Below are 13,106 nucleotides of genomic sequence, written 5' to 3' on the forward strand. Positions count from 1 at the left end.
GCACTTAATGTGCTTTCCGTCTTGCGCAGGACTGTAGAGCAGCAAACTTAACCCCCGCCCCCAGCCCCGGAGACCCTCCCGGATGGCCCCAAAAATTTTTTCAAAAAAGTTGTTGCGCGCCGGACAGACTTCTGTGTATACTAATCCCCGCAGCGCACGCGAGCGGAAACAAACGCGAACGTCTGCCTGGGGAGTTAGCTCAGTTTGGTTAGAGCGCCGGCCTGTCACGTCGGAGGTCGCGGGTTCGAGCCCCGTACTTCCCGCCAACGCAATTAAAGCCACGTCTTCGGACGTGGCTTTTTGCGTTTGATGCACTTTGTTTCGATAGAACGATCGCCCTGGCGCATCTTCGCCCAGAATCCCCGCCCCTTCGGGAACGCAAGTAAAATCTAATAAGCATATCTGTCTAAACAACAGCTTTGTTGCGCAACACCTGTTCAACGAAGCAGGGGGTTAGGTTATACTAAATTGCACTGTGGGCCGCATCTGATGCATTTCGCTCCAAGCGCGGCATTCAGTGGATATCCGATTTACCATTTGGATGTCCTGCGGTCATTTAGCGTCTCGACACAAGCTCGGCCCCGGAGCTCGTTCGAGCTGTTCGTATTCCTTGAAAGGGGAAAAATGGACATATCGAGGAAGACTGATTACGCCCTTCGTATGTTGGCGATGCTTGCCGAGGATCCGGAGCGTTTGCTTTCTGTTCGCACCGCTGCCGAAGAGGTCAATGTCCCGTATTCGTTTGCCCGCTCGATTCAGCACGGTTTGGTCCAGGCCGGTATTGTGGAGAGCCTGCGTGGCGTCCACGGTGGCATGCGTCTCAAGGTCAGTCCGGACGACGTTACCATTCGTCAGGTCGTCGAGGCCGTTCAGGGCCCTATGGTTATGAATGATTGCACCGCACCCGATGGCGACTGTGCGCGCATGGGCACGTGCTGCTATCATCCCCTGTGGGCCGGAGCTCAAGCATTGATGCGCGACTACCTCGATTCCGTTTCGCTCGGCGACATCGTCGCTCACCGCCAGTTCCCGGCCGTCGATCCCAAGTTCGCCGACCGCGAAGCGTTTCCCGAGTACGCCACCTGTGCGTATACATGCCGGGAGGAATAGCGCCGCATAAGGAGCATAGATATGATTCAGGACCCCTTTCGTTCGATGATTCGTTCGGAAGGGGTCCTGCGTTATCGCGACCTTCCGTGGCGCCGCACGCGCGATCCGTACATCATTTGGCTTTCCGAGGTCATGTTGCAGCAAACACAGGTGCCACGCGTGGAGACGCGTATGCCGGCGTGGCTCGATCGCTTTCCGACCGTGCAGGCGCTTGCCCAAGCCGCGCCTTCCGATGTTTTGGACGCTTGGCAGGGCATGGGCTACAACCGACGCGCTCTGGCGCTCCACAAGGCCGCTCAGCGCGTTGTGGAGGACTGGGACGATGAGTTTCCGCGTGAGACGCGTGACTTGGTCGCTCTGCCTGGTATTGGCCCGGCAACGGCGCAAGGTATCCGGTCGTTTGCGTTTGACCTTCCAGGCGTGTATCTGGAGACCAACGTGCGCACGGTCTTTCTGCATCACTTCTTTCCCGATGTACCGGCTGTTCCCGACCGCGAGCTGGTGCCGCTGATTCAGGCGGCCTGTCCGGCGGCCCCCGGTGCGGCGACCGACGAGATCGCTCCCTTTGCCGTGCCGCTCGATGATGCCGACACGCCGCGCGCGTGGTATTACGCGTTGCTGGATTACGGCGCATATCTAAAAAAGACGTTGCCCAATCCGTCCAGGCGCTCGGCGGGCTATAGCCGTCAATCAAAGTTTGAGGGCTCACGTCGCCAAAAGCGCGCGCATATCGTGCGCATGTTGCTGGCAGCGCGCGATGGCCAACCGGCGGGGATTACGCTTGCTGATGCCGTGGTGGGCGTTAACGATATGGAAGCGGCGGCTGGGCGCGGGCCGGTCGAGCGCGAGCTTGTCGCGGGCATTCTGGCCGACCTGGAGCGTGAGGGCTTTTGCCGAGCCGAGGGCGATCGCTGGCTGAGCATCTAGCCCGTGCAAATCTGAAGAACAGGATTGTAAGGTTTAGATTTCCGACATGAGGGCATCCTAAAGACGAGGCCGCTCGAAGCCTACGGGCGGCATGCGTTGAAGGGAAGTACACCTATGGATTTTGAGAATTCCCAAACCAAGAAGAACCTCGAGACCGCTTTTGCTGGTGAGTCCCAGGCACACACCAAGTATCGCTACTATGCCTCCAAGGCAAAGAAGGACGGCTACGTTCAGATCTCGAACATCTTTGCCGAGACGGCTGGCAACGAGTCCGAGCACGCCAAACTGTGGTTTAAGTATCTGCACGATGGCGCCGTCCCCGATACCCTGGACAATCTGCGCGATGCCGCCGCGGGTGAGAACTACGAGTGGACCACGATGTACGACGAGTTTGCCAAGACCGCCGAGGAAGAGGGCTTTGCCGAGATTGCCGCAAAGTTCCGTGGTGTCGCCGCCGTCGAGAAGGCCCACGAGGAGCGCTACAACAAGCTCGTCGAGCGTATCGAGTCGGGCGAGGTGTTTGAGCGTGAGGGCGTAAAGGTGTGGAAGTGCCTGAACTGCGGGCACCTGCATGTGGGTGCCGAGGCGCCTGAGGTGTGCCCGGTGTGCAACCACCCCAAGGCGTACTTTGAGGAGCAGGTGGTGAACTACTAGCGCTTGGCGCTGGCTGCTGCGGAGCGCAGGGCGGGGAAATACCTTTCCCTCTCGCTCACGGCTTCGCAGAGTCGCGCGAGGCAAAGGTATTTCCCCGCCTTGCGCTCCGGCGTTGGGTCGTCGCGTGCTCGATACAGAAAAGCTGATAAAAAAGGTTGTGTGCCGCCCCTTTTTGGGGCGGCACGTTTTTGTGGGGTCCCGGTCTCCACAATTTTCGTCAAGCTATTGGTTAGATTTTGGTCAGTTGGCGTAAGGGTGGAAGGCCAAAAGATTGTTGGCGAAAAAAGCTCAGAGAAAGTGCTGGTAGGGGAGTTGTTGAGCTTTTCGACAGCTTTTGAGCAAAAGAAACTTTGTGGCTATTGCCGGCGATTGCGTTGTCGCGGTCATGGCGGTGCGGGATGCTGGTCGTAAGCGTCGAATGCTCCGATTTTGGAGGCCAGCATGGATCTGTTTCTTGAGACTCCGCAGCAACAAGCTGAGCGCATGCTGCGTCAGCAGCAACGACTCATGGAGATGCAAATGCAAGGGGTTGCCAACCAGGCGCCCGTGCAAAACGTCGTGCCCGCTGCTGTACCTGCAGCTGTGCCCGGGTGTGAATCGGCGCCAGAGGCCTATTCCGTACAGCAAGATTCATATGCGCAGGAGCTCGCGTTCGACAAGCATCGTGCGCGTCGCCGTCGCTGGGCCCAGCGCCTGCGTACGTTGGCGATGATCGTGCTCATCCCGTTGGGGCTTGCGGCCATCTTTCTGGCGTCGTATGCCCTCACGTGCATCCTCAACGGTGCATCGCCCAACGAGGTGCTCAAACATCTAGCGGCCCTGGGCCAGCGCCTAGATGACGTCATAACAACCATCCGCGCCGGCTGGGAGAGCTAGCGTTTGTCGCATTAGGACTTCTAGGGTGTAGGGATTATCGCCACGAGTGGAATCCTTGCATCCTGTGGGTTCTGTCGTGCGACTGAATAGTATTATTGAAGATGAATAATAATAAGGGATACAGGTAATACAAAAAGGAGGTGCTCGGTTGAATCTGACTTTTGAGGGATTTTTGAAAGGCTATTGCCGGGAGCTATCCGGACAGCAGTCGCTGAGTTTTAGAAAACTGGTTGAGCAGGCGACGACGGTTGCGCCGCGCGTGGCGGAGCCTCTGTTTTTGCTCGCTTTGGCGCAAGGAAAAGCCGAATACGTTCTGGGTTTATCCGAGGGCTCGTGGATGGAAGAGGATTACCGAGGCGTTTTGTCCTTGTACGATCAAGCGGGTGGCATGGCGTCTCTATGCGCCAAAAGTGAGCTCCCTAACCGTTATGCCAACGTTTGGCGTGCGTATAGAGCGGTGAAGGAAAAGCCAGTGGCGGACAGAAGGATCAACGCCCTGATGCGAAAAAGAACATTGGGGGCGCTAGGGGAATCGGGCGTAACGCGCTACGGTCTCTGCCGCGATTTGAATCTGAATAAGGGAAACGTATACGCATACTTGGCCGGCGATGACTCAAAGGTGAGCAGGGAGACGGCGCGTCGCATTATGGAATATGCGGAGGAGAGGGGCACCCAAGAAGGGGCCGGCCGCCCGGTGCGTGTGGCGGGGTAAGATTGATCGCGGTTTTGATTGGTGCTCGATTGGGTTTGTTGGGCGGAGTTTATGTCTGCTATTGATATTGCGCTTGTTGTGATTGCCTTGGTGGCGGTGGGGGTTGCTGTGGCTTGCGCCCTCCAGCTCAAGAGCCTGCGTGCCGAGCTGCGGGAGCGTGGCGACAGTAGCGCGGAAACGCTGGTAGCGCTCGAGCAGGCCAACAGCACGCTCGACACCCTGAACGTCGCGTTGGCCGAAACCCGCCGCACGGCAAATGCCATCGCGCAGCAGCAGACGACCGATGCCGCCGTAGAGCAGCAGCGCTACCTGACCATTGCGCGCGAGTTCTCGCAGGCCGGCGACCGTATGGATGACCTGCGCCGCGAGACGGCCCAACAGCTTGGCGCCAACCGCGAAGGCATCGAGCATCGCCTGGACAAGGTGCGCGAGACGGTCGATGCTCAGCTGGGCGCCATCCGCAAAGACAACAACGTGCAGCTCGACCAAATGCGTGCGACGGTGGACGAGAAGCTCTCTCGCACGCTCAACGACCGACTGTCGGCATCGTTTAAGCAGGTGAGCGACCAGCTCGAGGCCGTGTACAAGGGCCTGGGCGACATGCAGTCTATCGCCACCGGCGTGGGCGACCTTAAACGCGTGCTGGGCAATGTGAAGGCGCGTGGCATTTTGGGCGAGGTGCAGCTGGGCGCGATCCTGGCGGACATCCTTACGCCCGACCAGTATCTGGAAAACGTTGCCACCAAGCCCGGCGCCTCGGAGCGTGTTGAGTTTGCCGTCAAGCTGCCGGTAGACGAGGGCGACCCCGTGCTGCTGCCGATTGACTCCAAATTCCCGGGTGATGCGTACGAGCATCTGCTCGACGCGCAGGAGTCGGGCGATGCGGAGACCGTGGCGGCTGCGCGCAAGACGCTCGACACCATGGTCAAGCGCGAGGCCAAGGACATCTGCGAAAAGTACCTGAGTGTGCCGGCAACGACCAACTTTGGCATCATGTTCGTGCCGTTTGAGGGGCTGTACGCCGAGATCGTCAGCCGCCCCGGGCTTATCGAGATCCTGGGCCGCGACTATCACGTCAACGTAGCCGGTCCCAGCACCATGGCCGCCATTCTCAACAGCCTGCAGATGAGCTACCAGACGTTTAGGCTGCAAAAACGTACCGACGACGTGCTGCGCGTGCTCTCCGCCGTCAAGGCCGAGCTGCCGCGCTATCAGGCGGCGCTGCGCCGCGCCCAGCAGCAGATCGAGACCGCGGGCAAAACGGTCGAGGGCATCATTACCACGCGCACCAACGTCATGGAGCGCAAGCTCAAGGACATCGACGCGCTGGAGGATGCCGACCAAGCCGATGAGATTTTGGGGCTCACATCCGCGGAGCTGCTCGCAGGCCAAAAAGACGAGGACTAGCTGCATCTGACGGCGGGGCGCCGGTGTAAACGCGGGTGCCCCGCTGCTTTTCGCATCGTGCTTGCCTGAAGTGCGCTTCAATGTGCAACAATGGCGTTTCGCCCTATCAGACGCGAAAGGAAGCCCATGTCTCAGAGAAGCACCAGTCCGCTCAAACGCTCCACTGTGCGCCGCACGCTGCGGCGGTTTTGGGGTGTCACGCGCACACAGCCGCTGATTGTCTTTCTCTCGGTGTTCTCGTCGGCGGGCTACATCTTTTTGCTCACGTTTGCCAACACCTACGTTATGGCCCTCATCGTCGACCGCGTCCAAGCCGGCCCCGTGGCGGGCGACCAGGTGTTTGAGGTCTTTGGCCCTTACATTCTGGCGCTCGTACTCGTTAACCTGGTGGGCCAGATCCTCTCCAAGCTACAGGACTACACCGTCTACAAGCTCGAGATTGCGGGCAACTATCACCTGGCGCGCCTGTGCTTTGACACGCTCTCCAATCAATCCATGACATTCCACACCAGCCGCTTTGGCGGATCGCTCGTGAGCCAGACGAGCCGTTTTATGAGCGGCTACACGGGTCTGGTGGACGTGACGGTGTATTCGCTCATCCCCACTATCACCTCGGTCATTTGCACGGTGGCGGCGCTCGCTCCGGTGGTGCCCACATTTACCGTGATCCTGGTGTGCATCATGGTCGTCTACATTGCGTTTGTCTGGCTTATGTACAAGCGCATCATGCCGCTTTCGGCCGCGACGTCCGCCGCGCAGAACAAGCTCTCGGGCGTGCTCTCCGACGCGGTCACGAACATCTTGGCCGTCAAGACCTGCGGGCGCGAGGACTTCGAACGCGATCTGTTCGACGCCGCCGATCGTGCCGCGCGCGACGCCGAGACGGTCTCGATGCACGCCATGATGCAGCGCAACTTTACGACCTCGGGCCTTATCGTCATCACCATGGCCGTGGTGAGTGTGTTCGTGGCGGGCGGCAACGCGTGGTTTGGCATCTCGGCGGGCTCGCTCGTCATGATCTTTACCTACACCTATAACCTCACCATGCGCCTGAACTACGTGAGTTCCATGATGCAGCGTATCAACCGCGCTTTGGGCGATGCGGCAGAGATGACGCGCGTGCTGGACGAGCCACGTTTGGTGGCAGACGACCCGGACGCCCCTGAGCTCAAAGTAACCGAGGGCGCGATTGATTTTGAGCACCTGAGCTTTGCGTACCGTGACGCTGCGGCGGGCGAGAACGTGTTCGATGACCTGACACTTCATGTGGCGGCGGGCCAGCGCGTGGGCCTGGTGGGCAAATCGGGCTCGGGTAAGACGACGCTCACCAAGCTGCTGCTGCGCCTGGACGATGTCCAGGGCGGCCGCGTGCTCGTGGACGGTCAGGATGTCTCGCGCTGCACGCAGCAAAGCCTGCGCCGCCAGGTTGCCTACGTGCCGCAGGAGGCGCTGCTGTTCCACCGCTCCATTCGCGAAAACATTGCCTACGGTCGTCCCAACGCCACTGATGAGCAGATTCGCGAAGCCGCGCGCCTGGCCAATGCCCTGGAGTTTATCGACCGATTGCCCCGTGGCTTTGACACCATGGTGGGTGAGCGCGGCGTCAAGCTCTCGGGCGGCCAGCGTCAGCGCGTGGCTATCGCCCGCGCCATCCTAACCGACGCGCCGATTCTAGTGCTCGACGAGGCGACCTCTGCCCTGGACAGCGAGTCCGAGGCGCTGGTGCAGGAGGCGCTCGAGAACCTGATGCGCGGGCGCACCTCCATTGTGGTGGCGCACCGCCTGTCCACCGTGGCGGCGCTCGACCGCATTGTGGTGCTGGCCGATGGTGAGATTGTCGAGGACGGCACGCATGCGCAGCTCGTCGAGGCGGGTGGCGAGTACGCGAGCCTGTGGAGCCGTCAGACCGGCGCATTCTTGGAGGCGTAAGCGTCTCGGACGTGGGACAATTGTGCCCATAAGTTGATTGTGCCGTTGAGCCGAGGAGTCGTTATGCCACGCGAGACCAATGCCGCCAAGCGCGAGCGCGCTATCGAGGTGTGCGAGCGCCTCAACCGTCGCTATGGCCCAGTCGAGTGCTTTTTGGACCACGAGAATCCCTTCCGCCTGCTGATCGCGGTGCTACTCTCGGCGCAAACGACCGACGCGCAGGTCAACAAGGTGACGCCGCGGCTGTTTGCCCAGTGGCCCACGCCCGAGGCCATGGCCGGGGCGAGCGTGGCTGACGTGGCAGACACCATCAAGTCACTTGGCTTCTACAAGAGCAAAGCCAAGCATGCCGTCGAGGCCGCGCAGATGATCGTCGCCGACTATGGCGGCGAGGTGCCGGCCGACATGAAGGAGCTTGTAAAGCTGCCGGGCGTGGGACGCAAGACGGCGAACATCGTGCTCAACGTGGGGTATGGCATCGTGGAGGGCATTGCGGTGGACACGCACGTCAACCGCATTGCGCACCGCCTGATGTTGAGTCCCAGGACGCATGCCAAGGAGCCGCTCAAGACCGAGCAGGATTTGCTCAAGATTTTGCCGCACGAGTATTGGGAGTCGGTCAACCATCAGTGGATCACCTTCGGTCGCGAAATCTGCGATGCCCGCAAACCCAAGTGCGACGAGTGTCCGCTGGCAGATTTGTGCCCCAGCGTGCGCGTAGCGGGGTAGGGCGGAATGCATCTTCGTCTGGCGTTTTTTGCAGGGCCGGGTTTGCCCTTGAGCAGGAGTCCTCTCCATGCGCTACCATGACAAACAATGATCTTTGACGTACGACCCGCCGAGCTTGCCCCGGCGGGCTTTTGGCGTTGCGATGCCGGAGGAACAGCATGCTCATTCACCGTATAGCCGCGCAGCTCTACACTGCCGAGGCACTGCAGACCGTCGAGGCCGGACTCGATGCCGGCGAGGACGTGACGTTGGCCGTGTCGCAGTCGGGTCGCACGCTTATGGCGGCCGCCCAGTTTGCGCGCCGTCCGCGTCCCACGGTCTATATCGTGAGCGGCGAGGACGCTGCCGATCGCGCCGCGCGCAGCCTGGCCGCCTATGTGGGCCTGGCGCACGTGTGCCGCTTTCCCGAGCGCAAGGACTACCCGTGGCGCGAGCAGGCGCCCGACGATGCCGTGGTGGCGCAGCGCTGCGAGGCCCTGGGACGCATCGTGCGCGGTGACAACTGCATTATGGTTGCCTCGGCCCGCGCGTTGCTGCGTTGCGTGCCGCCAGTCGAGAGCCGCTACTGGGAGTCCACGACCTTTGCGGTGGGCGAGGAGATCCCTTTTGACGAGGTGCCGCAGCGCCTGGTGGGCATGGGCTATACCAATGCCGGTGCCGCCGACGCGCCCGGCCTGTTCCGCGTGCATGGCGACACCGTCGAGGTATTTCCCGCGCAGGAAAAGGCGCCCGTGCGCATTGAGTTTTTCGGCGACGAGATTGACCGCATCCGCCGTATGGTGAGCTCCACGGGCCAAACTATCGGCAACGAGGACAGCATCGAAATCTTCCCCTGCCGCGAGCTGGCGCTCACCGACGAGGCCGTTCACAACATGCACGTGGCGCTCTACCGCGCCAGCCAGGACGACAGTAAGCTGGCGGCGCTGCTCGAGATGGTGGATGCACGCATCGTCACGCCCGAGCTCGACCGCTTTTTGCCGGTGATGTACGGCCAGACCGTGAGCCCGCTGTCGCATGTGAGCGGCCAGGCGCTCGTGGTGCTGTCCGAGCCGCGCTCGCTGTTCGACGACTGCCTGCGCGCCTACGAGGATATCGAGGCACGCGCCGGCGAGGCGGGGATTGACCGCTTGGACGGTCTGTACGTGCGCGCCCAGCAGCTCGACTTTGGTGCCCAGCAGCGCTTGAACTACGTGAGCTTGATTCGTGCCGGTGGTGCGGTGACGGCAGAGCTCAAGATTGAGCAGCCGGCCATCGCGGGCTCGGACAATCGCTTTATGACGCGCATCCAGGAGGTCGTGGGCAAGCGCTATGCCTGCGTGTTTGCCATCCCCGACCGCGGTGCACGCGAGTCGATGGAGCTCACCTTTGGCGATGAGGGTATTACCTTTGAGGAGTCGCTGACGGCCGCGCCCGAAAACGCGGGCGCTATTGGCGACCGTGTGCGCGTGGCGGCGGCGGATTCTGCCGACCGTGCTGCCCGTCAGGAGGCCCATGCTTCCATTCGCGAGCGTAAGGCCGACGCGCTCAACGCCCGCTCGCTCGAGGCAGGCGCCGCGCAGGCTGCCGCCGGCGCCGCCGTGCCCACCATCTCGCGCGGGCGCGTGACCTTTGTCGACGCTGCCCTGCCGCAGGGCGTGGTGGTGCCCGACGCCAATTTGGCCGTGTTCTCGATCGCCGACCTCAATGCCCGCATGGATGCCAACCGCGCGCGCAGCCGCCGCAAGGTTGACATTACGCAGATCACCTTCCCGTTTAAGCCGGGCGACTACGTGGTGCACGCAACGCATGGCATCGCGCTCTTTAGCGAGATCGCGCGCCAGGAAGTGGGCGGCAAGGAACGCGACTACTTTTTGCTGGAATATGCCGACGGCGACAAGCTCTACGTGCCGCTCGAGCAGGTCGACCGCATCACGCGCTACGTTGGCCCCGACGGCGACAAGCCGCGCCTGACCAGGCTCAATACCGCCGACTGGACGCGTGCCACCAACAAGGCGCGCAAGAACGCCAAAAAGCTGGCGTTTGACCTGGTCGACCTGTATACGCGCCGCTCGTCGATTACCGGTATCGCCTGTCCGCCCGATACGCCCGAGCAGATCGAGATGGAGGAGAGCTTCCCCTACGACGAGACGCGCGACCAGCTGGAGGCTATCGCCGACATCAAGGCCGACATGGAGGCGCCCAAGCCCATGGATCGCCTGCTCTGCGGCGACGTGGGTTTCGGCAAGACCGAGGTCGCCCTGCGTGCGGCGTTTAAGTGCGTGGACTCCGGCCGCCAGGTCATGGTGCTCTGCCCCACGACCATTCTGGCCCAACAGCACTACGAGACCTTCTTTGAGCGGTTTGCCCCGTTTGGCCTGGAGGTCGAGGTGCTCAGCCGCTTTCGCACCCCGGCGCAGCAAAAGCGCGCGCTTAAGGCGTTTGCCGAGGGCACGATTGATGTGCTCATCGGCACGCACCGTCTGCTTTCGGCCGACGTGAACCCCAAGAACCTGGGCATGGTGATCATCGACGAAGAGCAGCGCTTTGGCGTGCAGCACAAGGAGCAGCTCAAGAACCTGCGCGAGCAGATTGACGTGCTCACGCTTTCGGCAACGCCGATTCCGCGAACCATGCAGATGGCCACGAGCGGCGTGCGCGACATGAGCCTGATTACGACGCCGCCGACTGGGCGTCGTCCCGTGATCGTGCACGTGGGGGAGTACGACCCCGACGTGGTGAGTGCGGCGATCCGTCTGGAGGTGGGTCGCGGCGGTCAGGTGTATTACGTGTCCAACCGCGTCAAGACCATCGACGATGCCGTGGCGCGCGTGCACGAGGCCGCGCCCGAGGCGCGCGTGGGCGTGGCGCACGGCAAGATGAGCCCGCGCGAGGTCGAGGACGTGATGATCGAGTTCGCGACCAAAAAGATTGACGTGCTCATCGCCACGACCATCGTGGAGAGCGGCATCGACAACGCGACCGCCAACACGCTCATCATCGAGGATTCGCAGCGTCTGGGCCTGGCGCAGCTCTACCAGCTCAAGGGTCGTGTGGGCCGCTCGGCCACGCAGGCCTACGCGTACTTTATGTTCCCGGGCGAGCTGCCTCTCACCGAGGAGGCCACGGCGCGCCTGACTGCACTTTCCGAGTTCCAGGACCTGGGCAGCGGCATGCGCATCGCCATGCGCGACCTGGAGATTCGTGGCGCCGGCTCGCTTATGGGCGCCGAGCAGCACGGCAATCTGTCGAGCGTGGGCTTTGACCTGTTTACACAGATGCTGGGCCAGGCCGTGGCCGAGGCGCGCGGCGACGACGACGCCGGCGTGGAGGCGGCGAGCGTGGGCATTAACCTGCCGGCCGATTACTTCTTGTCCGAGGAGTACCTGCCGGCGGTGGATCAGCGCGTGCTCGTGTACCGTAAGCTCGCAGCGGCCGAGGACTTGGAGAGCATCGATGAGGTGCAGGAAGAGACCGAGGCCGCGCATGGCGAGCTGCCGTTGGCAGGGCTCAACCTGTTCAACCGCGCGCGCATCCGTATTCGCGGCGAGCGCCTGGGGCTCGAGAGCGTCACGCTCAGCGGCGGTCGCATCACGTTTTTGGGCGTCGACGTGCCCAAGAAGGTGGCCTTTGAGCTTAAGACCCGCTATGGCGCGGTGAGCTTCCCCAAGAGCCGCAAGCTGTCGGTGCCCTACAAGGCGGGCGCCGGTGCGGGCAGCGGCTTGGGCCGTGGCCTCGATGCCAACGACGGCACCGGCCCCGTGGCCGCGGCGCTCATGCTGCTGCAGCAGTTGGGCGCTAGTGACGACGACTAACAAGTAGGGGACGTGGCGGGACGAAGTCATCTTTGCCCCGCCATCTCGCAGATTGATTTCAGCCCCATCGAAAGGAAAGCATGTTCGGATACATCTATAAGAAAGATGTCGCCATGATCGCGGTCGTCCTGTGCCTTTGTCTGGGCGTGGGCAGCTTCTTCGATTATCAGATCTCGAGCGCGCTGTTCAACATCGGCAGCATGTACGGTCGCTTTATCGAGGCCGCCGGCGAGCTGCCGTTTGAGCTGACGGCGAGCGTTGCGGGCGTTATGCTCGTGCGCGCGGTGCGTCCCGATTCCAGAGGGAGCAAATGGCTCGCCGTGCTCGGCGTCCTTGTCAACGTTGGCCTGGCCGGCTATGAGATCGTTTCGTCTCTGAAGGTTGGCGGCAAACTCATCGCGTTTCAGTTGGTGCTGACGTTTGTGCTGGTCATCGTCGCCAACCTCATCGCCTATCGCCTCACGCGCACGACCGAGCCCGACGAGCTTACGCGCTGGGCGTTGATGGTGCTTGCCGTGTGGGTCGCTCAGGTCATTATCCTCAACGTGATCGTCAAGCCGCTGTGGTCGCGCCCGCGCATGCGCGTGATCGAGGTGACGCAGGGACTCGATTTTCAGCCGTGGTGGGTGATCGGCAACCCCGACAAGTGGGCCTATATCGCCGCCGGCGTGATCAAGGACGGCTTTAAGTCGTTTGCGAGCGGACACACGGCGCACGCGGCGATCGGTATTATGCTTGCCGGGCTTCCTGCGGCGTCCTTTAAGGAAAAGCCGTCGCGCCGTCGCGTGGTCTTTTGGACGGCGGCTGCGGTTGCGGCGCTCGTCGCCTTTGGCCGCATTGTGATCGGTGCGCACTTTTTGACTGACGTGAGCTGCGGCTTTGCCCTGGTGCTGGCACTTGAGTGCCTTGCCGCGCGCATTGCCTATCCGGGCGGCGTACAATAGCGGCGTTTAAATCATCGGGCCCATGCC

At 61.9% G+C, this 13,106-nt stretch carries 10 protein-coding genes and 1 tRNA gene; all 11 read left to right on the forward strand.

Translation table 11 applies throughout. From position 1 onward, the window contains the following. Positions 1-188 precede the first annotated feature (188 nt). The 11 genes from DW754_RS08580 (at position 189) to DW754_RS08630 (ending at position 13,079) form a co-directional block, all read left to right on the forward strand. Positions 189-266 (forward strand) — tRNA-Asp (locus tag DW754_RS08580). Between the two features lie 358 nt (positions 267-624). After that, a complete protein-coding gene (locus DW754_RS08585; RefSeq protein WP_117564951.1) occupies positions 625-1,110 on the forward strand; it encodes an Rrf2 family transcriptional regulator in 486 nt (161 codons plus the stop codon). Between the two features lie 21 nt (positions 1,111-1,131). Then, on the forward strand, positions 1,132-2,037 hold the full coding sequence (locus DW754_RS08590; RefSeq protein ID WP_117758478.1) for an adenine glycosylase: 906 nt from the start codon (positions 1,132-1,134) through the stop codon (positions 2,035-2,037). Between the two features lie 114 nt (positions 2,038-2,151). Further along, positions 2,152-2,691 carry a rubrerythrin gene (gene rbr / locus DW754_RS08595; RefSeq protein WP_055252097.1) on the forward strand — a complete coding sequence of 180 codons (540 nt, stop codon included), beginning with the start codon at positions 2,152-2,154 and terminating at the stop codon, positions 2,689-2,691. Positions 2,692-3,132: 441 nt separating this feature from the next. Continuing rightward, positions 3,133-3,567 carry a hypothetical protein gene (locus tag DW754_RS08600; protein ID WP_117758479.1) on the forward strand — a complete coding sequence of 145 codons (435 nt, stop codon included), beginning with the start codon at positions 3,133-3,135 and terminating at the stop codon, positions 3,565-3,567. Positions 3,568-3,715: 148 nt separating this feature from the next. Further along, positions 3,716-4,279: a transcriptional regulator gene (locus DW754_RS08605; protein ID WP_117758480.1), complete on the forward strand. Its 564-nt coding sequence runs from the start codon at positions 3,716-3,718 to the stop codon at positions 4,277-4,279. A gap of 51 nt (positions 4,280-4,330) precedes the next feature. After that, on the forward strand, positions 4,331-5,686 hold the full coding sequence (locus tag DW754_RS08610; RefSeq protein ID WP_117758481.1) for a DNA recombination protein RmuC: 1,356 nt from the start codon (positions 4,331-4,333) through the stop codon (positions 5,684-5,686). A gap of 126 nt (positions 5,687-5,812) precedes the next feature. Beyond that, a complete protein-coding gene (locus DW754_RS08615; protein WP_117758482.1) occupies positions 5,813-7,615 on the forward strand; it encodes an ABC transporter ATP-binding protein in 1,803 nt (600 codons plus the stop codon). Between the two features lie 63 nt (positions 7,616-7,678). Beyond that, positions 7,679-8,344 carry an endonuclease III gene (nth, locus tag DW754_RS08620; protein WP_117758483.1) on the forward strand — a complete coding sequence of 222 codons (666 nt, stop codon included), beginning with the start codon at positions 7,679-7,681 and terminating at the stop codon, positions 8,342-8,344. A 158-nt stretch (positions 8,345-8,502) separates the two neighbouring features. After that, on the forward strand, positions 8,503-12,135 hold the full coding sequence (gene mfd / locus DW754_RS08625; RefSeq protein ID WP_117758484.1) for a transcription-repair coupling factor: 3,633 nt from the start codon (positions 8,503-8,505) through the stop codon (positions 12,133-12,135). Positions 12,136-12,215: 80 nt separating this feature from the next. Continuing rightward, positions 12,216-13,079, forward strand: coding sequence for a phosphatase PAP2 family protein (locus DW754_RS08630; protein WP_117758485.1), 864 nt, complete (start codon positions 12,216-12,218; stop codon positions 13,077-13,079). Positions 13,080-13,106: the final 27 nt, after the last annotated feature.

This window comes from Collinsella sp. AM29-10AC (genome assembly GCF_003469085.1).
Taxonomy (GTDB): domain Bacteria; phylum Actinomycetota; class Coriobacteriia; order Coriobacteriales; family Coriobacteriaceae; genus Collinsella.